This window comes from Telluria sp. ZB2R32, assembly GCF_059685715.1.
Genome location: NZ_JCASIG010000004.1, coordinates 349159 through 373982, shown reverse-complemented (window position 1 = coordinate 373982; position 24824 = coordinate 349159). Strand labels below are relative to the sequence as shown.

Here is a 24824-nt window from a genome sequence, read left to right as displayed (position 1 = left end):
CTTCATTCGATGGTGAGGGCTAGCGGCAGCTGCACGCCGCCGTTCTGGATCTGGAGGGTCGGCGCGCTGGCGCCGCTGCCGAGGCGGGTGTTGAGCGCGCCGGTGGCGCCCTGTGCGCGCGTTTTTTCGCCCTCGGTCCCGTCTGCGTCGGCGCCGACCACGACCAGCGTCGAGGACAGCTGCAATGCCTGCGGCTGGGCGCCTGCCTGCGGCGCCAGCACGGACGATTGCACTTGCGCGATCGTGTTGCGGATCCGGGCGGCGGGTGCAACCGGCAGCGCCGGCAGCGGCGGCGGCGTGACGACAGGCGCCTGCGGCAAGGCGGCAATACTGGCCAGCGCCGTGGCCTGGTCGACGATGACGTAGTTGCCGGCGTCCAGGCCGCCGTAGACGTTCGTCAGGCGCACCGTCTTGTTGGCGCCGGCGGCGGCATCCTCGAACACGCCGGTCGACGCCAGCGTCACGCTGTCGGTGCCGATCCTGCCGGCCAGCAGCGCGCCGGCCGTGCTGACGCTGGCGGCCGTCGTGCCGTCATGGGTCTTGTCGGCGGCGACGATACCGCTGACGACCAGCCGCGCCGGCGTGATCGCGGCACGCAGGCCGGCCGGCATGACCAGTTCGTAGTTGCCGGCGTCTGGGCCGTCCAGACTGAAACCGGCGACGCTCACGGCTTTACCTGTACCCGCATGCTTGTCGGCGAAGCTGGCACTGGCGCTGCCGGTCACGCTCACCAGGTCGTTGCCGAAGGCGGCCACGCTGGCGCTGCCGGCAAGGTTCGCTGCCAGCGTGCCGTCGTAGACCTTGTCGCTGGCCACCAGGCCGCCAAGGACCAGGCTGGCCCTGGCGATGGAGGCGTGCAGGCCGCTCGGCTGGACGACCTGGTAATTGCCGGCATCGGCGCCAGCCAGGGTATAGCCGTCGACACTGACCGCCTTGCCGCTGCCGGCGTTCTTGTCGGTGAAGCTGGCGCCGGCGCTGCCCGCGACACGCACGTCGTCGTTGCCGATGGCGTTGACGGTCGCGCTGCCGGACAGGGTGGCGCCAAGCGTGCCGTCATAGGTTTTATCGCGCGCGGCAACGCCCGTGACCGCCAGCCGGGCCTTGCCGATATTCGCGCTCAGATCGGCGGGCAAGAGCAGCTCGTAGTTGGCGGCGTCCAGCCCGGTCAGATGAAAACCGCTGACGATCACCGCCTTGGCGCTGCCGGCATGCCTGTCGGCGAACACGGCGCTGCCGCTGCCGGAGACGCGTACCTCGTCGCCAGCAAACGCATGCACACCGGCGCTGCCGGACAGGCTGGCGGCAACGCCGCCGTCATACACCTTGTCGAGGGCCGCCAAGCCGTCGAGGAGCAGGTCGGCCTTGCCGATGCTGGCGCGCAGGCCAACAGGCTGGACGATGTCGTAGTTGCCGGCGTCGGCGCCGGCCAGCGCATAGCCGCTCACCGTCACCAGCTTGTCGCTGCCGGCATGCCTGTCGGCGAACGCGGCGCTGCCGCTGCCGGTTACGGTGACGGCATCGCTGCCGAAGGCGTCGACGACGGCGCTGCCGTGCAAGGCCGCGCCGGTACCGCCGTCATAGATCTTGTCGGCGGCCACCAGGCCGGACACGGCAAGCGTCGCCTTGTCGATGGCGGCGCTCAGGCCGGTCGGCTGGACGATGTCGTAATTGCCCGCGTCCTGGCCGCCAAGCGTAAAACCACCGACGCTGACAGTCTTGTTGGTGCCGACGTTCTTGTCGGCGAAGGTGGCGACCGCGCTGCCGCCGACCAGCACCACGTCGTCACCGAAAGCGCTGACGGCCGCAGTGCCCACGAGCGTGGCGGCGGTGCCGCCATCGTAGGGTTTATTGGCGGCGCCGACGCCGGTTACGGCCAGGCTGGCCTTGCCGATATTCGCGCGCAGATCGGCTGGCATGGCGAGCTGATAGTTGTTGGCATCCAGGCCGGTCAGCGTAAAACCGTCGACGCTGACGGCTTTATTGGTGCCGGCGTGCTTGTCGATAAACCTGGCGCTGCCGCTGCCCGCCAGGCCCACCAGGTCGCTGCCGAGCGCGGACACGCTGGCGCTGCCGTCAAAGGTCGCGGCCAGCGTGCCGTCATAGGTCTTGTCGTGGATGCCGAGGCCGGACAGGAGCAGGCTGGCGCGCGCGATGTCGGCTCGCAGGCCGGCCGGCATCACCAGTTGGTAGTTGCCGGCGTCGAGCCCGCTCAACGTAAAACCGCTGACGCTGACGGCCTTGCCGCTGCCCGCCCCCTTGTCCGCGAACACGGCGCTGCCGCTGCCGCCGAGCGCCACCACGTCGCTGCCGAAGGCGGCCACACTGGCGCTGCCGGCCAGCACGGCATTTACGGTGCCGTCATAGACCTTGTCGCTGGCCTGCAGGCCGCCGACGCTGAGATCGGCCTTGCCGATGCTGGCGTGCAGGCCGGCCGGCTGGACGATCTGGTAGTTGCCGGCATCGGCGCCGCTGAGCGTCAAGCCGGCGACGGTCACGGCTTTACCGGTGCCGACGTTTTTGTCCGCGAAGCTGGCGCTGGCGCTGCCGGTGACGCTCACCACGTCGGCACCAAGGGCGCTGACCTGCGCGCTGCCGCCGAGGGTAGCAGCCAGCGTGCCGTCATAGGTTTTATCAAGCACGCTGACACCGGTGACCGCCAGGTCGGCGCGGCCGATGGCGGCGCTCAGGCCGGCCGGCATGACCAGCTCGTAGTTGCCGGCGTCAAGACCGGCCAGCGACAAGCCGGCGACGGTGACGGCCTTGTTGGCGCCGGCCTGCTTGTCGATGAAACCGGCGCTGGCGCTGCCGGTCACGCTGACGACGTCGCTGCCGAAAGCGCTCACGCTGGCGCTGCCGGCCAGCGTGGCGGCGACCGTGCCGTCATAGGTTTTATCGGCAACGCTCAGGCCGGACAGCGCCAGGCTGGCCTTGCCGATATTCGCGTGCAAGCCGGCCGGCATGAGCAGGTTGTAGTTGCCGGCATCGAGGCCGGCCAGCGTAAAGCCGCCGACGTTCACCGCCTTGTTGCTGCCGACGTTCTTGTCGATGAAACTGGCGCTGCCGCTACCGGTCACGTTCACCACGTCGGCACCCAGGGCATGCACCTGCGCGCTGCCGCCCAGCGTGGCGGCCAGCGTGCCGTCATAGGTCTTGTCGTTGGCGGTGAGGCCGCCGAGCGCCAGGTTCGCCCTGGCGATATTGGCCGTCAAACCGGTCGGCATGACCAGGTTGTAGTTGCCGGCATCGAGGCCGCCGAGCGTAAACCCGCTGACGGTCACCGCCTTGGCGCTGCCCGCGTTCTTGTCCGCGAAGGTGCCGCAGCCGCAGCCGCCGATGCTCACCACGTCGCTGCCGAAGGGGTTGACGCTGGCGCTGCCGGCCAGCGTGGCGGAACTGGTACCGTCGTAGGTCTTGTTGTTGGCGCTGACGCCGGTGAGCGCCAGGTTGGCCTTGCCGATGGTGGCCGTCAAGCCGGGCGGCATGACCAGGTTGTAGTTGCCGGCGTCAAACCCGGCCAGCGCGTAGCCGCCGACAGTAATCAGTTTGTTGGCGCCGGCGTTCTTGTCGATAAAACTGGCGCTGCCGCTGCCGGCCACGCTCACCACGTCGCTGCCGAAGGCGCTCACGCTGGCGCTGCCGGTGAGTGTCGCGGCGACCGTGCCGTCATAGGTTTTGTCGGCAGCGCTCAGGCCGGACAGCGCCAGGCTGGCCTTGCCGATGTTGGCGCTCAAGCCAGCAGGCATGACCAGGTTGTAGTTGCCGGCGTCCAGCCCGGTCAGATAAAAACCGCCGACGACGACCGCTTTGTTGGTGCCCGCATTCTTGTCGGCGAACGCGGCGCTGCCGCTGCCGGCCACGCTCACCACGTCGCTGCCGATGGCCGCTACGGCAGCGCTGCCGGAGAGTGTCGCGGCGACCGTGCCGTCGTAGGTCTTGTCGGCGGCGCCCAGGCCGGCGAGCGCGAGGCTGGCCTTGTTGATGGTGGCGCTCAGGCCGGCCGGCTGGACGATGTTGTAGTTGCCGGCGTCAACCCCGGCCAGCGTGTAGCCGCTCACGCTCACGGGTTTGCCGCTGCCGGCATTCTTGTCGGCGAAACTGGCGCTGCCGCTGCCGGCCACGCTGACCACGTCGCTGCCGAAGGTGCTCACGTGGGCGCTGCCGGTCAGGGTGGCGGCGGTCGTGCCGTCGTAGGTTTTACTGGCGGCGCCGATCCCTTGCACCGCCAGGCTGGCCTTGCCGATGCTGGCGGTGAGCCCGGTCGGCATGACCAGGTTGTAGTTGCCGGCGTCAAACCCGGCCAGGCTGTAGCCATTCACGGTGACGGCCTTGCCGCTGCCGGCGTTCTTGTTGGCGAAGACGCTGCCGGCGCCGCTGCCGGCCACGCTGACCACGTCGCCGGCCAGGGCGGACACGCTGGCGCTGCCGGTCAGCGTCGCCGCCACGGTGCCGTCGTAGGTCTTGTTGTTGGCGCTGACGCCCGAGAGGGCGAGATTCGCCTTGTTGATGGTGGCGGTCTTGCCGTCGAGGCCATTCAATGCGTACATCCCGGCATTGGCGCCGCTCATGACGATCCCGCCGATGGTCACCGCCTTGTTGGCGCCGGCATTCTTGTTGGCGAAACTGGCATGGGCGCCGCTGGTGTCGATCACGATCCCGGACGGCAGGCCGGCGTTCGGCCAGATGGCGGCGATCGTCGCCACCGTCGTGCCGTCGTAGGTTTTATTGGCGATGGCGGCCCCGAGGTTGACCAGCATGTAGCTGCTCAGGTTGGCGTAGCGGATGGTCGGATCGCCGTTCGTGTCGGTCAGCCCGGCGTAGTCGGTCGGCGCCGCGTAGCTGGTCGGGTTGTAGTAGATCTTGACGCTGCCGCTGCCGCTGCCGAAGATGTTCGACTGGTTGCTGAGGATGACAGTGCCGCTGCCGGTACCGCTGTTGTCGGCGCGCAGGACGATATTCCCGGCGCCGGCGTAGGCATCGATGTTGGCAGTGCCGCGCACGTCGATGTTGCGGTAAGCGCTCAGCGTCAGCGTGGTGCCGCTGGTCCAGTCGTTGCCGCCGACCAGGGCGCCGTTGGCCAGGATGATGTCGCCGTTGCCCGATTGTCCGGCGCTGCAGGCCAGGTTGGTGCAGGCGACGGTGGGACCGGTCTTGATCGTCACGTTCGAGAATTGCAGGGCGGCCGTGACCAGGGCGCCGTCGATGTCGCTGTCGCCCGGCTCGAACCCGCCAATCGTGAAATCTTGCGGGTCGAGCAGCCATTCGCCGGCGCTGCCGCGCGCGGCCAGCGTGGAGACGGATGCCTGCGCGCCGATTTTCAGGTGTTTGCCGGACGTTTCGACAGCGCCGCCATTGCCGCCCCCTGCCCCGCCGCGGGCACTGATGCGGCCATCGAAACGGGTCGTCCCGTCGGACCAGACGGCAACGCGGCCGCCCTCGCCCACACCAAACGCGTCGGCAATCACGCTGGCGCCGGCCGCCACGCTGGTGTTGTGCGCATTGCGCTCCGGTCCGGCCCCGAGAAAATTGCCGCCAATGAGGACCGTGCCGCCACCGGCGTCGCCGGCGACGTCGACCAGACTGGCGGCCGCCAGCGCCACCTCCTGGCCCAGCACCCGGACGCTGCCGCCGGTCTCTCCCGCATTGCGGCCGGACGCGTCGAGCGTGCCGCTGTGCTGCACGCTGCTCTGCTGGCCGCCGTCGAGCACGATCGTACCGTTCACTTCGCGCACGCTGCGCGCCTGGATCAGGCCGGTATTGTTGACCACGCTGGCAAGCACCGCATCGCGCGCGCCGGCGCTGAGCAGCACGGCGCCGCCGTCGGCCTGGATCAGGCCACCGTTCTCGGCCAGGTTGTCGAGCGTGCCGCGTTCCACTTGCATGTTGATCAGGCGGTTGCCGGCAAACGCCAGGGTGACCTCGCTGCCGGCGCCCAGCGCCACGCTGCCGCCGGGCGCGGTGATCGTCCCCTGGTTACCGACGCGCTGGCCGAGGAAGGCGACGTAACCGCCCTCGGCGGCGTTGATGGCGCCGTGGTTGACGACGCTGCCGCCGCCGCTGCCACCGAAGCGGCGCGTGGCGCCGCCGGCGGCCTGGTCGCCGATGTCCAGCGTGGAAGCGACCAGTCCGCCGACGTTGACCTGGGCGCCGGCGCCGAACAGCACGCCGTTCGGATTGATCACGTACACCTGGCCGTTGGCATTGAGCTGGCCGAAGAACTGGGTGGCGTTCGTGTCGAGGATGCGGTTGACCGCGATCGCGCTGCGCGACGGCTGGACGAAATTCACCGTTTCCGCCGCGCCCGTATTAAAACTGGTCCACTGCAGTGACAGGTTCTGGCTGGACTGGTGCACCGTGGTGGTGGTTCCCGACTGGTTGACGCTGCCGCTGCCGGCAGTCACCTGGCCGCCGGTGGGTCCGGCCTGCGCCAGGTTCACCGCCGCCAGCGCGGCGGCGGCCAGCAGCAGCTTGCGGCGCGCGCACTTGCCGCGCCCGCGCGAGGTTTCGGCGACGACGACCCAGGTCTGGTGCACATGGCTCCAGACCAGACGGAAAATCCTGTTGAGCGAGGCGTGGCGGTGCATGGTGTGTTCTCTGGTTAGCGTGATGGGGGCGGAGCGAATCTGGCGAGGTGCCGGGCGACGCGGCGGTCCAGGTCGGCCTGCCATTGCGCCGGCATGGCGGCCAGGGTCAGCGCGTCGATGCGGGCGATCTCCGCCAGCTGGTCCGGGTTGCTGGTACTGGCGCGGGCGGCCCGGTTCCACATGTAGACCTTGGCGAGGTCGTGCGGCGCCAGCGCGCCGGTGTTGATATCGAGCGGCGCGTTGGCGTACAGGATGGCGGTGGCGAGGTAGGCCGGGGCATAGCCCTCCATGGCGGCGTGCTCGAGCCAGAAGCGGGCCTGCGCCGGGTTCGCATTGCCCCCTTCTCCTTCGCTCAGCATCACGCCGAGGCGGAACTGCGCCTCATGGTGATGGCGCTGCGCCGCCTGTTCGTACCAGAAGCGCGCCAGGCGCGGGTCAAACGGCACGCCCGCGCCTGCGCGGTAGTAATGCGCCAGCTTGAGCATGGCCGGTACCGATTCGGCCTGGGCCGCCGCCGTGCACAGAGACAGGCCGCGCGCCACGTCGGGCGCCACGATGGCGCCGGCGATGAGGAGTTCGCCCGCCGCGCAGTGCGCGTAAGCCAGGCCGGCGTTAGCCGCCTTGCCGTACCAGCGCAGCGCCGCCGCGCCGTCGACGGCGCGTCCAATCCCCTGCGCCAGGCAGTCGCCCAGGAATTGCTGGGCGGCGGGAATGTCCCGCTGCGCCGCTTTTTCGAACCAGGCGCAGGCGGCCGCCGGATCTGCGGGACGGCCCCAGCCGTTTTGTTCGAACAGGCCGAGGGTGAACTGGGCCAGGCCATTCGTGCCGGCATGGAGAATATACGCTTGCCGGGCGGCGGCGTAATCGCGGGCGGCGAGCGCGCGCTCGGCCGGCGCCAGTTGCGTGCGCAAGTCCTTCGCCAGGGCATGGCACGGAAGCTCGGCGGCCAGCAGGGAAACGGTCAATACCAAGTGTCGCAAGCGCATGTCGGGCACAGGTGTTGGTCAGTCGCCCGATGGATAGATGCCGTTCGAGGCGATGTAATACGGCAGCACGACATACGGCGGCATGACGGGTACGTCGGCGCCGGCGCCGATCACCGCGCTGGTGCCGCTGGCGCTGCCGGCGCCGCTGACGGTGGTGCTGGCGGTGCCGGCGATCGCCACCGGCGCGGTGACGCCCTGGTTCACGGTCAGGCTCAGGTTGCCGGCGATCGAGGCGGGGTTGAGCGTGGCGTCGGGCGTGCTGGTGTTCGAATAAATATTGCTGGAGGTGCCGCCCGACTTGCCGAGGTAGTTACCCGCCGGCGAAGGCTGGCCGTTGGCGCTTGACGCGACCTTGATCGTGAGGCCGCTGGCGGCACCCTGCAGTACCAGGCCCGACAGGTTGGCGGTAGCGCTCAGGCCCGTGAGCGTGGTCGCTGCCTGCAAGTTGGTGAGCGTGACCGGCACGTTGGCCAGCGTCATGGCGTGCGGGGGCAGCTGGGCCACGCTCAGTTTGATGGTGGCGCTGCCGCCGACGGCGCCGGTCTGGCGCGCGGGGTCGCGCGGGTCGTAGCCGACGACGACCTTGCCGCGCAGGTCGGGCAAGCCGAAGGTGGTGCGGCCATCGCCGCCGTAGGTGACGCCGAGCAGCGAATACAGGGCGGCGTACTGCTGCAACGGCAAGACCTGCCCCGCCGCCAGCAGATAGGTCTGGTTCATCGACTGGAAGCGCGTGCCGGGCACCAGTGCCATGGTGCACACGCTGGCGATCAGTGGTTCAGCGGCGCAAGCGTAGCTGGGAGAACTCCAGGCTGCCATGCCCAGCCCGGACAGCATGCCAACGAGGGTCAGGAGAGTCTTGGAACGGTAGGTCATGTGCTTCCCCAATGAGTAAAGAAATGTTGCTTCTTGTCAGGTTCCAGCGTTACCGTCGGCCATCATAAGCAGGCCATTTTTATTTATCCATGGAAATCTAGCGACCAAGAGTCTACTGTTGCTCGCCAACCATATCGGTATTGAGCGCCATCAAGGAAGTGGGTTGACGCGGCCGCTACGGCGGGCACAGGCGAAAAAAAAGGCAGCGCCGAAGCGCTGCCTTTCTTGTTGCTGTGTGTTTCTAGAATCAGCGACCGCGCGAACGCAATCTCTGAATTGCCGCCAGCTGGGCGATGGCCGACGCCAGTTCGGCTTGCGCTTTCGCGTAGTCGATCTGGGCATCCTGCGACTGCATCAGCTCTTCGGCGGCCTGCTTGGCCGCCTGCGCCTTTGCTTCGTCGAGGTCGCCACCGCGGATCGCGGTGTCGGCCAGGACCGTCACGCCGTTCGGCTGCACTTCGAGAATACCGCCGGCAACGAAGACGAATTCTTCGCCGCCGCCGGCCTTCTCGATGCGCACGGCACCCGGGCGGATGCGCGTGATCAGCGGGGTGTGCTTCGGGTAAATACCGAGCTCACCCGCTTCACCAGGCAGCGCGACGAAGGTGGCTTCCCCGGAAAAAATCTGGGATTCGGCCGAGACCACGTCAACGTGAATTGTGTTTGCCATGTGTGTCCTTCCCTTGAAGAGCCGACTTAGGCAGCCAGTTTCTTGGCTTTTTCGACCGCTTCTTCGATGGTGCCGACCATGTAGAACGCCTGCTCCGGCAGGTGGTCCAGTTCGCCCGATGCGATCATTTTAAAACCTTTGATCGTGTCTTTCAGCGAAACGTACTTGCCTGGGGCACCGGTGAACACTTCGGCGACGTGGAATGGCTGCGACAGGAAACGCTGCATTTTACGCGCACGTGCGACCAGCAGCTTGTCTTCCGGCGCCAGTTCGTCCATGCCCAGAATGGCGATGATGTCGCGCAGTTCCTTGTAGCGCTGCAGGGTGCCCTGGACGGCGCGCGCGGTGTCGTAGTGTTCCTGGCCGACGACGAGCGGGTCCAGCTGGCGCGAGGTCGAGTCGAGCGGGTCGACCGCAGGGTAGATACCCAGCGAGGCGATGTCACGCGACAGAACGACGGTCGAATCCAGGTGGGCGAAGGTGGTGGCTGGCGATGGGTCGGTCAAGTCATCCGCAGGGACGTAGACGGCTTGGATCGAGGTGATCGAACCGGTCTTGGTCGAGGTGATGCGCTCTTGCAGGCGGCCCATCTCTTCGGCCAGGGTCGGCTGGTAGCCCACTGCCGACGGCATACGGCCCAGCAGTGCCGAGACTTCGGTACCGGCCAGGGTGAAGCGGTAGATGTTGTCGACGAAGAACAGAACGTCCTTACCTTCGTCACGGAAGGCTTCGGCCATGGTCAGGCCGGTCAGCGCGACGCGCAGGCGGTTGCCTGGCGGTTCGTTCATCTGGCCGTAGACCATCGCGACCTTCGAGTTTTCAGGCGTTTCCAGGTCGACGACCTTGGCGTCCGCCATCTCGTGGTAGAAGTCGTTACCTTCGCGGGTACGCTCACCGACGCCGGCGAACACGGACAGGCCCGAGTGCGCTTTGGCGATGTTGTTGATCAATTCCATCATGTTGACGGTTTTACCCACGCCGGCGCCGCCGAACAGGCCGACCTTACCGCCTTTGGCGAACGGGCAGACCAGGTCGATGACCTTGATGCCGGTTTCCAGCAGATCGGTCGATGGCGACAGGTCGTCGTACTGCGGTGCGGTACGGTGGATCGATGCCATGCGCTCGTGCGAGACCGGACCGCATTCGTCGATCGGGTTACCCAGCACGTCCATGATGCGGCCCAGGGTCGCGGTGCCGACCGGCACCATGATCGGGTTGCCGGTGTTCTGGATCATCATGCCGCGACGCAGACCTTCGGAGCTGCCCAGCGCAATGGTACGGACAATGCCGTCGCCCAGCTGCTGTTGAACTTCCAGGGTCAGCTCGGAGCCTGCCATTTTCAGTGCGTCGAAAACTTTCGGCATGGCGTTACGCGGGAATTCCACGTCAACCACTGCGCCGATACACTGAACGATTTTGCCATCAGCCATGTTCGTTCCTTCAGATATAGTTAAATTCGTTTTTTAGACCGCGGCCGCACCGGCGACGATCTCGGAGAGTTCTTTGGTAATCGCTGCCTGGCGGGTCTTGTTATAGATCAGCTTCAGCTCACCGATGACGCTGCCTGCGTTGTCGCTTGCGGCTTTCATCGCGACCATGCGCGCCGACTGCTCGGACGCCAGGTTTTCCGCGACGGCCTGGTACACCAGGGCCTCGACATAACGCACCAGCAGTTCGTCGATCACGACTTGCGCTTCCGGTTCGTAGATGTAATCCCACGAGATCGCGCCCTTTTCCGCTTCCAGGTGTTTCGCTGGCAACGGGAGCAGCTGTTCGATCACCGGCTCCTGCTTCATCGTGTTGATGAACTTGGTGTAGCTCAGGTAGACGGCGTCCAGCTGGCCATCCTGGTATGCGTCGAGCATGACCTTGATCGGGCCGATCAGCTTGTCCAGGTGCGGGGTGTCGCCGATTTGGGTCGCGTGCGACACCAGCTTGACGCCGACGCGGTTCAGGAAACTGAGGCCCTTGTTGCCGATGGCAACTGCCTCGATGCGGTTTCCCGCCGCTTCCAGTTCGCGCGACTTGGTCGTCACCTGGCGCAGGATGTTGGTGTTCATGCCGCCGCACAGACCCTTGTCGGTCGTGACGACGATGAAGCCGACAGCTTTTGCCTGCACGTGCTTGGCTTGCGCCATGAAGACGTGCGTGTACTCCGGGTTTGCGCCGGCCAGATTGGCGGTGATGGTCCGAACTTTTTCACTGTAGGGACGGGCGGCGCGCATGCGGTCCTGCGCCTTGCGCATTTTCGATGCGGCGACCATTTCCATCGCCTTGGTGATCTTCTTCGTATTCTCTACGCTCTTGATCTTGCCACGAATCTCTTTGCCTACTGCCATGAGTCCTTACTCCTTCCGGTCACCGGCAGCGCGCCCTTGCAAGCGCGCCGCCGGATTCTTCATACATTAAAATGCGCCGGACTTTTTGAAATCAGCAATGGCGGCGGCGAGTGCTGCTTCGGCGTCCTTGTCCAGTTGCTTGGTTTCTTCGATCTTCGACAGGAGCGCAGCCTGCTTGGTCTTCAGGTAGCCGTGCAGGCCACTTTCGAAGGCCAGCACTTGCTTGACTTCGATGTCGTCGAAGTAGCCCTTGTTGACGGCAAACAGCGATGCGGCCATCAGCGAGATCGGCAGCGGCGAGTATTGCGGCTGCTTGAGCAGCTCGGTCACGCGCGCGCCACGGTCCAGCTGCTTGCGGGTCGATTCGTCCAGGTCCGATGCGAACTGCGCGAAGGCAGCCAGTTCACGGTACTGCGCCAGGTCGGTACGGATACCGCCCGACAGGTTTTTGATGACCTTCGTCTGTGCCGCGCCACCGACGCGCGAGACCGAAATACCGGCGTTGATCGCAGGACGGATACCGGCGTTGAACAGCGAGGTCTCCAGGAAGATCTGGCCGTCGGTAATCGAAATCACGTTGGTCGGCACGAAGGCCGAGACGTCGCCCGCTTGCGTCTCGATGATCGGCAATGCGGTCAGCGAGCCGGTCTTGCCGGTGACTTCGCCGTTGGTGAAGTTCGACACGTAGTCGGCGTTCACGCGTGCTGCGCGTTCGAGCAGGCGGCTGTGCAGGTAGAACACGTCGCCTGGATACGCTTCGCGGCCTGGTGGGCGGCGCAGCAGTAGCGAGATCTGGCGGTAGGCAACAGCCTGCTTCGACAGATCGTCATAGACGATCAGCGCGTCCTGGCCGCGGTCGCGGAAGTATTCGCCCATCGCGCAGCCCGAGTAGGCGGCGATGTATTGCATGGCGGCCGATTCGGATGCCGATGCGGCGACGACGATCGTGTATTCCATCGCGCCGTGCTGCTCGAGCGAGCGCACGATGTTCTTGATGGTCGACGCTTTCTGGCCGATCGCGACGTACACGCAGGTCATGTTCTGACCCTTCTGGTTGATGATCGCGTCGACTGCCACGGCCGATTTACCGGTCTGGCGGTCGCCGATGATCAGCTCGCGCTGGCCACGGCCGATCGGCACCATCGCGTCGATCGACTTCAGGCCGGTCTGCATTGGCTGCGAGACCGATTCGCGCGCGATGACGCCTGGCGCGATCTTTTCGATCGGGGCGGTCAGCGTGGTGGCGATCGGACCCTTGCCGTCGATCGGCTGGCCCAGGGCGTTGACCACACGGCCACGCAGTTCCGGACCGATCGGCACTTCCAGGATGCGGCCGGTCGTCTTGACGGTGTCGCCTTCCGAGATGTGCTCGTACGAACCCAGGATGACCGAACCGACCGAGTCGCGCTCGAGGTTCATCGCCAGGCCGAAGGTGTTGCCAGGGAATTCCAGCATCTCGCCCTGCATCACGTCCGACAGACCGTGAATACGGCAGATACCGTCGGCGACGGAGATCACCGTGCCTTGATTGCGGACGTCAGCGGAACCTTCGAGGCCCTGGATGCGGCTCTTGATCAGTTCGCTGATTTCAGATGAATTAAGTTGCATGAGTGCTAACTCCTAATAGTTTCTTGATGCGTAGGGCAAGGACGTGAGATGCCGGCGATGGTGCAAAGTTCGGATTACGACGTCAGCGCAACATGCATCTGTTGCAGCTTGGCGCGGACCGAGGTATCGAGCACTTCATCGCCGACCACCACGCGCACACCACCGATCAGCGACGGGTCGACGGTCACCGTTGGGTTGAGCTTGCGGCCGAATTTCTTTTCCAGCGTACCGACCAGTTGCGCGGTCTGCGCATCGGTCAGGTCAAAGGCGCTGAAGATGGTCGCGTCGGCAGCACCTGCCTGGGCGTTCTTCAGTTCCTGGAACTGCGCGCCGATTTCCGGCAGCAGGCTGATGCGGCCGTTTTCGGCCAGCATCGTCAGGAAGTTCTGCGCCTCTGCCGTCATCGGCGCCTTGACCAGCGAGGCCAGGGTGGCGACCAGGTCGGTGGCGCTCAGTTTCGGGTTGGCGGCAAACGCCTGCACATCAGGGTTGGCGCCGACTTGTGCCAGTTGCGACACCAGTTCGGACCAGGCTGCCATGTCGCCCTGTTGGGCGACACGGAACAGCGCTTCGGCGTAGGGACGGGCGACGGTTGCGAGTTCGGCCATGATTACAGCTCGGTCGACAGTTGCGACAGCAGGGCGGCGTGCGCTTCTGCGTTCACTTCACGCTTGAGGATCTGCTCGGCGCCTTGCACTGCCAGGGCAGCGACCTGGCCGCGCAGTTCTTCGCGCACGCGCGTGACTTGCTGCTCGGCGTCGGCCTTGGCGTTGGCAACGATGCGGGCGGCTTCTTCGGCGGCGGTCTTCTTGGCTTCATCGATGATCAGTGCAGCGCGCTTTTCGGCGTCGGCGATGCGCTTCTGGCCTTCGTCACGGGCACCGGCCAGTTCGACCTGCACGCGCTTTTCGGCGGCTGCGAGGTCGGCCTTGCCACGGTCGGCGGCGGCCAGTCCATTGGCGATCTTCTCGGCGCGCTCGTCGAGCGCTTTCATCAGCGGTGGCCAGACGAACTTCATCGTGAACATCGCCAAGACGAAGAAGACCAGGACCTGGGCAAACAGGGTTGCGTTAAGGTTCACGGTATTTTCCTTCTCACAAAAACGGATGCCGAACCGCGATGGTTCGGCCCTTCAGAACGAACGAGGCGCTATCTGATTAGCTGAATGGACGTGCGAACACGAACAGCATGGCGATACCGACGCCGATCAGGAATGCCGCGTCGATCAGACCAGCCAGCAGGAACATCTTGGTCTGCAGGGTGTTCATCAGTTCTGGCTGACGTGCAGAAGCTTCGAGGTATTTACCGCCCATGATAGCGATACCGATACATGCACCGATAGCGCCCAGACCGATGATCAAACCGCAAGCCAGTGCAACAAAAGAAAGGTCAGTCATGATTACTCCAAAAAGTTAATTTAAAAACTAGATTAAAAACTACTACTTCGTTACTACTACAATTCTGTTCGATGCTTGTGGCGCCGATCAGTGGCCTTCGTGAGCCTGACCGATATACACCAGCGTCAGCATCATGAAGATGAATGCCTGCAGGAACACGATCAGGATGTGGAAGATCGCCCAAATCGAACCTGCAATCACGTGGCCAATAATGCCGAACGCGGTTGCCATGGAGCCGAGCAAAGCAATCAACAGGAACAACAGCTCACCGGCATACATGTTGCCGAACAGTCGCATGCCCAGCGACACGGTTTTTGCTGCGTATTCGATGATGTTCAGGAGCAGATTGAATGGCGCCATCCAGATGCCAAACGGTGCGGCGAACAATTCATGGATCCAGCCACCGATGCCCTTGATTTTCAGGTTGTAGTAAATCATCAGGATAAACACGCCGATGGCGATACCCAGGCTGCCGTTCAGGTCGGCGGTCGGCACGACGCGGTGATACGGGAACACGTCGGTCAGGCCAAGGTACGCGAATGCTTGCGAGAACATGTCGACCGGCAGGAAGTCCAGCGAGTTCATCAGGGCAACCCAGACGAATACGGTCAGCGCCAGCGGGGCGATGAAGCTGCGGTCGCCGTGGACGATCGACTTCGACTGGTTCTCGACCATCTCGACCAGGATCTCGACGGCGGCCTGGAAGCGGCCCGGCACGCCGGAAGTGGCGCGGCGTGCCGCTTTCCACAACAACAGGCAGCCGACCACGCCCATCAGGATCGACCAGAAGATCGTGTCCAGGTTGATGACCGAGAAGTCGACGACGAAGCTTTGATGCTTGTTCGACAGGTGGCCAAGGTGGTGGGTGATGTACTCTGATGCGGTGGGCGCGTGGTGTGCGCCTTCTACGGTTGTCGTCGCCATTTTCAGTGCCTAAATAATAAAATAATGTAACTTTTCAGCGCTACGACGAACCCGGCCATCAGGGCCAGCCAGTTCAGGTCGTGGTACAGCGTCGCGGTCATCCATAACAGAGCAACCGTCAGTGCAATCTTTATAAATTCCCAGATGAAAAACGTTGCGGGGTTTGCCCCGCCCGCTTTCTGCGCGCTGGCGAACAGCCGCACCGCCATGATGCCGTTGGGCACGACACAACAGATTCCGCCGAGTACCGCCGAAAACATCGCAGGCCATCCCCCCAACAGTGCGGCGATGAGGCCGACGACTGCTGTTGCGATCAATTGCAGGGAGACCAGGCGCAACATTTTTATTCTTTCGCCTTGGCCGTTTGAACCGAGTTACGGTGTGGTAATTACATGAATCAGCGGGATTATATGTTCGTTAGTGCATCTGAGTCAAACGATTCCCGTTGTGCCAATCCATTTCCTGCGAGCGTGAAATGGCATCGGAATATTGCTCGAAACAGGGGTTTTCGCAGTAGTTCGCGACAGGAAATACAGATGTGGAAGCAGAAATGCCGTGTGCCACTGTGGTGTCTACGGTAGTTTTGCGGTAGCGCTGTTCGGGATCCTGTGCTAACGCGAAAGCCACCCTGTTGATGACTTACTGCGCCGATTTGTGTCCTGGACGAATGCACCAGATTGGTGCCTCCACTTACGCACACCCGATCCACCGGCTACGCACACGCTTGCCCACATCTTTATCCACAAGCTGATGCATACCGTAGGGTGGGCACTCGTGCCCACGCGTTCGCACCCGTGCATGTCGTCACGCTGATTCGGGCCATTCCGGTGGAGCTTCATCGTTATCCTCACCCTTTCCACCGCTTGCCCACACGCTGATACACCCCTGCCCACACGCTTATCGGCAAGCTTATCCACAAGCGTGCGGCGCAGAAGTTGAACAACTCAAGCCCGCAAGCGCGCCAGCACCCCTTCCAGAATATCGAGGTCGGCGAAATCGATGATCATCTGCCCCCTGCCCTTCGGCCCCATCTTGAACACGACCGGCGTGGCGAGCTTGTCCGACAGTTCCTCTTCCAGGCGCACGATGTCTCCCGACTTGTCTTTCAGGCGCGGCTGGGTGTTCGAGCTTGCCTGCTCTTCGAGCGCGCGCGCCACCAGCTTTTCGGTGTCGCGCACCGACAAGCGTTTTGCCACCACGTGGCTGGCCAGCGCGATCTGGCTGGCGTTATCCACCGACAGCAGCGCGCGGGCATGGCCCATGTCGATATCGCCCGCCATCAGCATGGTCTGCACCGGTTGCGCCAGGTTCACCAGGCGCAGCAAATTGGAGACGGCACTGCGCGAGCGGCCGACGGCGTGCGCCGCCTGCTCGTGGGTAAAATCGAAGTCCGAGATCAGGCGCGCGATGCCCTGCGCTTCTTCCAGGGGATTCAAGTCTTCGCGCTGGATGTTCTCGATCAGGGCCATGGCGGCCGCGGCCTGGTCGTCGACGTCGCGCACCAGCACCGGAATTTCCTCGAGTCCGGCCAGCTGCGCCGCGCGGAAGCGGCGCTCGCCGGCAATGATTTCGTAGCGTCCCGCAGCGATGGGACGCACCAGCACCGGCTGCATGATGCCCTGGGTTTTGATGGAGGCGGCCAGCTCGGCCAGGGCGCCCTCGTCCATGCGGGTGCGCGGCTGGTACTTGCCGGCCTGCAGTTGGGCGATCGGCAGTGCGGACGGGGCGCCGGCGGGCGCGGGTGCATCGTCCATGTCCCCGCCCAGCAGCGCATCGAGGCCGCGGCCGAGGCCCTTGAGTTTTTTCGTCGCCATGGTTGTCTATTTACCCTTACATTGTCTTGATGCGCTCGACCATTTCGGCCCCGAATGCGATGTATGCCTGCGCGCCCTTCGAGGACGGGTCGAAACTCACGCCCGGCACACCGTACGAAGGCGCTTCCGCCAGGCGAACATTCCTCGGAATGATCGTTTTAAAGACCTTGCCGCCGAAATGCTGCTCGAGCTGGGCCGAGACTTGCTGCGACAGGGTCATGCGCGGATCGAACATCACGCGCAGCAGCCCGATGATCTTTAGATCAGTGTTCAAGTTCGCATGGACCTTCTTGATCGTGTTCACCAGGTCGGACAAACCTTCGAGGGCGTAGTACTCGCACTGCATCGGGATAATCACGCCATGGGCGGCACAGAGGCCGTTCAGGGTCAGCATCGACAGGGCCGGCGGACAGTCGACCAGAATAAAATCGTAGTCGCCATCGACCTTGGCCAGCGCGTGCTTCAGCCTGCGCTCGCGGCTGTCGAGTTCCACCATCTCGACTTCGGCGCCGGCCAGCTCGCGGTTGGCGGGCAGCACGTCGAAGCGCCCCGCTTCCGAACGCTGGCGCGCCTCGGTGACTTCCGCTTCGCCGAGCAGCACGTGATAAGTCGACGCTGCCAGGCTGGCCTTGTTGATGCCGGCGCCCATGGTCGCATTACCCTGCGGGTCGAGATCGACCAGCAGCACGCGCTGGTCCAGCTTGGCCAGTCCCGCCGCCAGGTTGACGCTGGTGGTCGTCTTGCCGACGCCACCCTTTTGGTTTGCCACACAAAATATCTTTGCCATCTGTTCTTTCCGGACACGAACATACGGTTTATACCGATCATTCTCAATAAACCGTTATCTTGATTTATATCGAATAAATTGTATAAACGATTTATATCGTTAGTTTGTTTGCGCTGATTTTTCGTTCTGCTTTTCGATGAAAACCAGGTGCCGCTCCGCTTCCAGTTTTGCCACCCGAATCGGCCGCAATTCCTTCACTTTCCACTCCGCCGGCAGCCGCTCCTGTTCCTCGGCCGGCGCCGTGCCTTTCAGGGCAATGAATTGCCCGCCCTCGGCCAGCAAATGCCCGGACCAGTTGACGAAATCGGACAGGTCGGCAAAGGCGCGCGAGGTGATGACGTCGAAGGGCCCGGCCTGCAGTTCCTGCACCTTCATCGTGTACACGGTGACGTTGGTCAAACCCAGTTCGGCTTTTACCTGGGTCAAAAACGCGGTTTTCTTGTGCACGGTGTCGATCAGCGACACCTTGATGTCCGGCCGCGCAATCGCCAGCACGATGCCCGGCAAACCGCCCCCTGCCCCGACGTCGAGCACGTTCTTCGCCGCGGCGAAGGCCGGCACCGCTGCCAGCGAATCGAGCACGTGGTGCGTGACCATCTGCAGCGGGTCGCGCAGCGAGGTCAGGTTGTAGACGCCGTTCCACTTGGCCATCAGGGCCAGGTAATCCATCAATTGTTCGCGCTGGGCCGCCCACAGGGGTAAATCCATCTCATCGATGCCGTCGCTCAGCACGCCCATCAATTTTTCGCGGTCAAAACCCCTCACTGTGCTGCCTCCTCGTTGGTCGCTGCAGTAGCCGTAAACCCTTTTGCGCCACGTTTTTTCAGGTGCACCAGCAATAGTGAAATAGCCGCCGGCGTCACGCCGGAGATGCGCGACGCCTGGCCCAGGGTCTGCGGACGCTGTTTATCGAGCTTCTGGCGTACCTCGAAGGAGAGCGCGGCGATGTCCAGGTAATCCAGGTTCTCGGGCAATTTCAGGTTTTCGTAGTGGTCGTGGCGCTCGACCTCTTTCGCCTGGCGGTCGATGTAACCGGCGTATTTCAGCTGGATTTCGACCTGCTCCTTGACGGCAGGATCGGCAACGCCTGGTCCTGCCAATGGCTGGCCTTCGACCCCGGTCATCGTCATCAGGGTCGTGTATTCGACACCCGGACGGCGTAGCAAGTCCGCCAGGTTGTACTCGCGCTCCAACGCCTGGCCAACGACGCGCTCGGATTCGGCAGCCGCCAGGATGCGCGGGTTGACCCAGGTCGAGCGCAAGCGTTCCAGTTCGCGCGCCACCGCTTCGCGTTTGGTCTCGAACGCCGCCCACTGGGCATCGCCGACCACGCCCAGCTTGCGGCCCATTTCCGTCAGGCGCATGTCGGCATTGTCTTCGCGCAAAGACAGACGGTATTCGGCGCGGCTGGTGAACATGCGGTAGGGTTCGGCCACGCCCTGGGTGGTCAAATCGTCGACCAGCACGCCGAGATAGGCTTCCGCGCGGCCCGGGGTCCAGGCATCTTCCCCTTTGGTTTGCAGGGCGGCGTTCATGCCGGCAAGCAGGCCTTGGGCGGCGGCTTCTTCGTAACCGGTGGTGCCGTTGATCTGGCCAGCGAAGAACAGGCCGCGGATAGCCCTGGTTTCGAGCGACGATTTCAGGCCGCGCGGGTCGAAATAATCGTATTCGATGGCATAGCCGGGACGCAAAATAAAGGCGTTTTCCATACCTTTCATGGAGCGTACCAGGGCGATTTGCACGTCGAACGGCAAGCTCGTCGAGATACCGTTCGGATAGATTTCGTGCGTGGTGAGGCCTTCCGGCTCGAGGAAGATCTGGTGCGATTCCTTGGAGGCGAAGCGGTGGATCTTGTCTTCGATCGACGGGCAATAACGGGGGCCGACACCTTCGATCACGCCGGTATACATCGGGCTGCGATCCAGTCCGTTGCGGATGATGTCGTGGGTCTGCGCATTCGTGTGCGTGACCCAGCACGGCACCTGTCTGGGGTGCATGGCGGCATTGCCCATGACGGAAAACACGGGCACCGGATCGAGGTCGCCCGGCTGTTCGGCCAGCACCGCATAGTCGATGCTGCGGCCGTCGATGCGCGGCGGCGTGCCGGTTTTCAGGCGCCCTTGCGGCAGTTTCAGCTCCTTTAAACGGCTCGACAAGGCGACGGCGGCCGGGTCGCCGGCGCGGCCGGCCGTGTGGTTTTGCAGACCGACGTGGATCTTACCGTCGAGGAAAGTACCGGCGGTCAGCACCACGGCACGGGCGCGGAACTGCAAGCCGATCTGGGTGACGGCGCCAACCACGCGGTCGCCTTCGACCAACAAATCGTCGACCGCCTGCTGGAACAGCCACAAGTTCGGCTGGTTTTCCAGGCGCGAGCGGATCGCCGCTTTATAGAGGATGCGGTCGGCCTGGGCGCGGGTGGCGCGCACGGCCGGTCCTTTCGATGAGTTCAGGATGCGGAACTGGATGCCGGCTTCATCGGTGGCGATCGCCATGGCGCCGCCGAGGGCGTCCACTTCCTTGACCAGGTGGCCCTTGCCAATGCCGCCGATCGACGGATTGCAGGACATCTGGCCCAGGGTTTCGATGTTGTGGGTAAGGAGCAGGGTTTTCTGCCCCATGCGTGCGGACGCGAGTGCAGCCTCGGTACCGGCATGGCCGCCACCGACGACGATCACGTCGAATTCAGTTGGAAATAGCATGATGGGAAGGTGTGAGGCGAGGAGTCTAATGCGCGATTATAGGATCTTTTGCGTTCTCAAACGCAGCGTGGCCAAAATCGAGGCGGATTTTGTTTCACGTGGAACACAGTCGCGAGCAGGTGAATGGCTGTTTCACGTGAAACAATGGGGCTGTTTATCTACACTTCAAGCAATAAAAAACCGGACAGTACGTACCTCTCCGGCTTTGTTCCACGTGAAACAATTTAACTAACCAGCCGTACGACTGCGTCAAATCCCGTCTTGACGATCAGGGTCGACACCACGACCAGGAACAGCTTGCGGACAAAGGCGCTGCCGTGCTTGATCGCGAGGCGTGTACCGACCAGCGAGCCGCCGACCTGGCACACGGCCATCAGCAAGCCGAGTTGCCACAGCAAGTGACCGCTGTACCCGAACCACAGCAGTGCCGACAGGTTGCAGGCGACGTTTACGATTTTCGCTGCCGCCGAAGCGCTGAGGAAATCGAAGCCGAAGAAGCGCACGAACAGGAAGATCAAGAAGCTGCCGGTACCGGGGCCGAAAAAGCCGTCATAAAATCCGATCGCGGCGCCGATGCCGACCGCCCACCAGCGCTCCGCCCTGCCGCTGTGTAGCGGCGCGTGCACCGCGCCCAGGTCTTTCTTGCGGAAGGTGTAGAACGCCACCGCCAGCAAAACGAAAGGGAGCAGGCTGCGCACGAAGTCGCCGGGCACGCGCGTTACGGTCCAGGCGCCGACAAACGACAGGGCAAAGGCGGCGACTGCCGCCGGTGCCGCTGCGCTCCAGGCGACCCGCACCCGGCGCGCATAATTCACGGCGGCGGCGCCGGTGCCGCAAATGCTGGCCAGTTTATTTGTGCCGAGCAGGGTTGCCGCGGCTTCTTTCGGCAAGAAGGAAAAGATGGCCGGTACCTGGATCAGGCCGCCGCCGCCGACGACTGCATCTACCAACCCGGCCAGGAAGGCGGCGCCGCCGAGCCAAACAACATCCATGATTCACTGCTTTCGCTTCAATTTGAAAAGGCGAAATTGTACGGTAACGCGGCAAGGCCCTGCCCGTCCATTGCGCACTTTCTGGTGTAACCTGATCGTTCCTTTCGACTCGGGATAACCATGACTGCCTTTGCCTTCAATACCGTTGCCAGCATCGTTTCGGAACCTGGCGCCGCCGCCCGCCTCGGCCAGCTCATCGCCGAACGTTTCACCAACACCCGCCGCGTCCTGCTCGTCACCGACGCCGGCTTCCTGCGCACCGGCTTGCTCGAACCGGCGCGCGCCAGCCTGGCGCAGCAGAGTGTTACGGTGGACGTGTTTTCAGATGTCGTCGCGGACCCGCCCGAGCACATCGTCGACAATGCGGTCGGCGCCGCGCGCGCCATGGAAGCGGACCTGATCGTCGGCTTCGGCGGCGGCAGTTCGATGGATGTCGCCAAGCTGGTGGCAGTGCTGGCCAACAGCAGCCAGGCGCTGCAGCAGATCTACGGCATCGGCAACGTTATTGGTACTCGCCTGCCGCTGGTGCAAGTGCCGACCACGGCCGGCACCGGTTCCGAGGTCACGAATATTGCCATCGTCACCACTGGAGAGACGACCAAGATGGGCGTCGTCGCACCGCAACTGTATGCGGATCTGGCCCTGCTCGACGCAAGCCTGACACTCGGCTTGCCGCCAGTGGTCACCGCCGCCACCGGCATCGATGCGATGGTGCATGCGATCGAGGCGTATACCAGCAAGCACAAGAAAAACCCGCTGTCGGACAACCTGGCGCGCGAAGCGCTGCGCCTGCTGTCGCGCAATCTACTGGTGGCGGTCGAGGATGGCGCCAACCTGGAAGCGAGACAGGCCATGCTGCTCGGCGCTTGCCTGGCCGGCCAGGCGTTTTCGAATGCACCGGTCGCCGCCGTACACGCCCTCGCCTACCCGATCGGCGGCATTTTTCATGTGCCGCACGGGCTGTCGAATTCGCTGGTCTTGCCGCACGTATTGCGTTTCAATGCCTCACATGCGGCGCCGCTGTATGCCGAACTGGCCGACATCGTGGTACCGGGCTGCAGCGGAAGCGCGGAACAGCGCACCGAGGCATTGATCGCGGCGATGCGGGAGATTGCCGCACGCACCGGGATCCAGACGCGGCTGCAAGAAATGGGGATCGGTGAAGCCGACCTCGACCGCTTGGCCGACGACGCCATGCTGCAGACGCGCCTGCTGGGCAACAATCCGCGCGACCTCACGCGTGCCGATGCACGCGCGATCTACGCCGCGGCGTTCTAGTCGAGCGGAGAAACGGGCGCCGCAGCCAGCGGCGACCCTGCAAAGAAATCGAGCAATAACGCGTTGACCTGATCCGGCGCCGTCACTTGCAGCCAGTGGTCGGCGCCGTCGATGCGCTCATACCTGCAACCGCCGGCGACGTAGCGCGCTGAATCGCGCATCTGCGTTTCGCCCAGCGCCTGATCGCCGCTGCTCCAGACGCCCATCACCGGTACCCGCACCGGTTCATCCTGGCTCGCCAGTCCGAGTCCGCGCGGTACGTTGGCCCGGTAATAATTCAGCGCCGCCGTCATCCGGCTCGGGTCGCGGAAACTGCGCTTCCAATGCCCGACCTGGGCGCGGTCTTTGGTGAACCGGCTCATCAGATAAAAGTCGCCGGCCAGCAGCGAGCGTTCCGCCAGCCCCGGCACCAGGAACCACATCATGTAGCTCGAGCGCAGCGCTTGCATGATGCCGGCGCGCGCGAACGCCGCCGGATGGCCGACCGACAGCGCGACGAATTGGTCGATGCGTTCCGGCGCGCGCATGCACAGCAGCCAGCCGATCACCGCGCCCCAGTCGTGGCCGACGATGCGCGCACGCGGAATGCCGAGCGCATCAAGCATGGCGAGCACGTCGGCGCACAGGTGGTCGAGGCGGTAGGCGTCGACCGCCAGCGGCGCGTCGCTGCCGCCATAGCCGCGCAGGTCGGGCGCCAGCACCCGGTAACCGGCGGCCACCAGCGGCGCTACCTGCTTGCGCCAGACGACGTGGGAATCCGGAAAACCGTGCAGCAGCACCACTGCCGGCCCCTGCCCCACGCTTTGCACTTGCAGGCGCAAGCCATTCACCATCAGTTGCAGCGATTCCTGTCTCATGCGGTTTCCCGTTCTGGCGTAGCAGCGCGCGCCGCCGGCGCCGACTTCTTGCGGCCCATGCGTTCGAACAAGGCGCCGATTTCTCCGACGATACCGCGCCGGAACAGCAGCACGCAGACGATGAAGATCAGGCCGGTGACCATGCCGACCGACTCGCCCAAGGTCGAGAACCAACTAATGCCGGTCCCCTCGGCCAGGAAGTTGCCGACCTCGCCCAGCTTGTTTTCCAGCGCAACGATGATGAAGGCGCCGATGATCGGACCGGCCATCGTGCCCATGCCGCCGACCAGGGTCATCAGCACCACCAGGCCAGACATGGTCCAGTGGACGTCGGTCAGGGTTTCGAAGCCGAGCACCAGGGTTTTGGTGGAACCGGCCAGGCCAGTCAGCGCAGCGGAGAGCACGAACGCCAGCAATTTGTATTTGTCGGCGTCATACCCGAGCGAGATCGCGCGCGGCTCGTTTTCCTTGATCGCTTTCAGTACTTGCCCGAACGGCGAATGCACGGTGCGTACGATCAGCGCGAAGCCGGCCACGACAATGGCAAGCACGACGTAGTACAAGGTGAGGTCGTTACCGAGATCGATCACGCCGAACAGTGTTCCACGTGGAACACCCTGCAGCCCATCTTCGCCATGCGTAAATGGGCTGCGCAGCGCGGCGAAATACACCATTTGCGCCAACGCCAGCGTGATCATCGAAAAATAAATGCCCTGGCGGCGGATCGCCAGCGAACCGATGACCAGTCCCAGCACGGCGCTGGCGGCGACCCCGGCCAGGATGCCGAGCTCGGTCGGCAAGCCGACCGTGGTCAGCAGGTAGCCGGTGACGTAGCCGGCGCTGCCGAAAAAGGCGGCGTGGCCAAACGACAGCAGCCCGGTAAAGCCGATCAGCAAGTTGAAGGCGCAGGCGAACAGCGCGAAGCAGAGCAGCTTCATCAGGAACACTGGATAGCCGAAGTATGGTGCGGCCAGGGCGACGGCGAAGGCTATTGCGACCATGAGTTTCTTGTTCAT

Annotated in this window: 20 protein-coding genes; 1 reads left to right on the top strand and 19 read right to left on the bottom strand. The window is 64.0% G+C overall.

Features of this window, described 5'->3' with window-relative positions; all coding sequences use genetic code 11:
- Nucleotides 1-2: 2 nt before the first annotated feature.
- The 17 genes from AC56LG_RS14105 to AC56LG_RS14025 all read right to left on the bottom strand — a co-directional run bounded on the left by AC56LG_RS14105 (nt 3) and on the right by AC56LG_RS14025 (nt 21673).
- Nucleotides 3-6581, bottom strand: coding sequence for a YDG domain-containing protein (locus AC56LG_RS14105; RefSeq protein ID WP_497166705.1), 6579 nt, complete (start codon nt 6579-6581; stop codon nt 3-5).
- 14 nt (nt 6582-6595) lie between these two features.
- On the bottom strand, nt 6596-7567 hold the full coding sequence (locus AC56LG_RS14100; protein WP_497166704.1) for a tetratricopeptide repeat protein: 972 nt from the start codon (nt 7565-7567) through the stop codon (nt 6596-6598).
- A gap of 18 nt (nt 7568-7585) precedes the next feature.
- Nucleotides 7586-8440 (bottom strand): phage tail protein, encoded by an 855-nt coding sequence (locus AC56LG_RS14095; RefSeq protein ID WP_497166703.1) that lies wholly within the window; start codon nt 8438-8440, stop codon nt 7586-7588.
- A 247-nt stretch (nt 8441-8687) separates the two neighbouring features.
- Entirely contained in the window at nt 8688-9110 is a 423-nt protein-coding gene (locus AC56LG_RS14090) for a F0F1 ATP synthase subunit epsilon (RefSeq protein ID WP_497166702.1), read from the bottom strand.
- 26 nt (nt 9111-9136) lie between these two features.
- Nucleotides 9137-10540, bottom strand: a complete 1404-nt coding sequence (gene atpD, locus AC56LG_RS14085; RefSeq protein WP_192054089.1) for a F0F1 ATP synthase subunit beta — start codon at nt 10538-10540, stop codon at nt 9137-9139.
- 33 nt (nt 10541-10573) lie between these two features.
- On the bottom strand, nt 10574-11449 hold the full coding sequence (gene atpG / locus AC56LG_RS14080; protein ID WP_497166701.1) for a F0F1 ATP synthase subunit gamma: 876 nt from the start codon (nt 11447-11449) through the stop codon (nt 10574-10576).
- Between the two features lie 66 nt (nt 11450-11515).
- On the bottom strand, nt 11516-13057 hold the full coding sequence (atpA, locus tag AC56LG_RS14075) for a F0F1 ATP synthase subunit alpha (protein WP_497166700.1): 1542 nt from the start codon (nt 13055-13057) through the stop codon (nt 11516-11518).
- 74 nt (nt 13058-13131) lie between these two features.
- The gene (locus tag AC56LG_RS14070; RefSeq protein WP_497166699.1) at nt 13132-13665 is read right to left on the bottom strand and encodes a F0F1 ATP synthase subunit delta; all 534 of its coding nucleotides are present in this window, start codon (nt 13663-13665) and stop codon (nt 13132-13134) included.
- A 2-nt stretch (nt 13666-13667) separates the two neighbouring features.
- Entirely contained in the window at nt 13668-14138 is a 471-nt protein-coding gene (locus AC56LG_RS14065) for a F0F1 ATP synthase subunit B (RefSeq protein ID WP_497166698.1), read from the bottom strand.
- 76 nt (nt 14139-14214) lie between these two features.
- On the bottom strand, nt 14215-14454 hold the full coding sequence (gene atpE, locus AC56LG_RS14060; RefSeq protein ID WP_056340707.1) for a F0F1 ATP synthase subunit C: 240 nt from the start codon (nt 14452-14454) through the stop codon (nt 14215-14217).
- A gap of 87 nt (nt 14455-14541) precedes the next feature.
- Complete coding sequence (gene atpB / locus AC56LG_RS14055; RefSeq protein ID WP_497166697.1) at nt 14542-15378, bottom strand: F0F1 ATP synthase subunit A; 837 nt, start codon at nt 15376-15378, stop codon at nt 14542-14544.
- 2 nt (nt 15379-15380) lie between these two features.
- Entirely contained in the window at nt 15381-15719 is a 339-nt protein-coding gene (locus tag AC56LG_RS14050; RefSeq protein ID WP_497166696.1) for an ATP synthase subunit I, read from the bottom strand.
- A 603-nt stretch (nt 15720-16322) separates the two neighbouring features.
- Nucleotides 16323-17192: a ParB/RepB/Spo0J family partition protein gene (locus AC56LG_RS14045; protein WP_497166695.1), complete on the bottom strand. Its 870-nt coding sequence runs from the start codon at nt 17190-17192 to the stop codon at nt 16323-16325.
- A 16-nt stretch (nt 17193-17208) separates the two neighbouring features.
- Nucleotides 17209-17979, bottom strand: a complete 771-nt coding sequence (locus AC56LG_RS14040; protein WP_497166694.1) for a ParA family protein — start codon at nt 17977-17979, stop codon at nt 17209-17211.
- 99 nt (nt 17980-18078) lie between these two features.
- Entirely contained in the window at nt 18079-18744 is a 666-nt protein-coding gene (gene rsmG, locus AC56LG_RS14035; protein WP_497166693.1) for a 16S rRNA (guanine(527)-N(7))-methyltransferase RsmG, read from the bottom strand.
- A complete protein-coding gene (mnmG, locus tag AC56LG_RS14030; protein ID WP_497166692.1) occupies nt 18741-20681 on the bottom strand; it encodes a tRNA uridine-5-carboxymethylaminomethyl(34) synthesis enzyme MnmG in 1941 nt (646 codons plus the stop codon). The genes rsmG and mnmG overlap by 4 nt, the downstream gene beginning before the upstream one ends.
- 224 nt (nt 20682-20905) lie before the next feature.
- The gene (locus AC56LG_RS14025; protein ID WP_497166691.1) at nt 20906-21673 is read right to left on the bottom strand and encodes a sulfite exporter TauE/SafE family protein; all 768 of its coding nucleotides are present in this window, start codon (nt 21671-21673) and stop codon (nt 20906-20908) included.
- Between the two features lie 120 nt (nt 21674-21793).
- Here AC56LG_RS14025 and AC56LG_RS14020 point away from each other — a divergent pair, with 120 nt between their 5' ends.
- Nucleotides 21794-22951, top strand: a complete 1158-nt coding sequence (locus tag AC56LG_RS14020; protein WP_497166690.1) for an iron-containing alcohol dehydrogenase — start codon at nt 21794-21796, stop codon at nt 22949-22951.
- Here AC56LG_RS14020 and AC56LG_RS14015 read toward each other — a convergent pair.
- Nucleotides 22948-23808, bottom strand: a complete 861-nt coding sequence (locus tag AC56LG_RS14015) for an alpha/beta fold hydrolase (RefSeq protein ID WP_497166689.1) — start codon at nt 23806-23808, stop codon at nt 22948-22950. The genes AC56LG_RS14020 and AC56LG_RS14015 overlap by 4 nt on opposite strands.
- Nucleotides 23805-24824, bottom strand: coding sequence for a branched-chain amino acid ABC transporter permease (locus AC56LG_RS14010; protein ID WP_497166688.1), 1020 nt, complete (start codon nt 24822-24824; stop codon nt 23805-23807). Before AC56LG_RS14010 ends, AC56LG_RS14015 begins: the two co-directional genes overlap by 4 nt.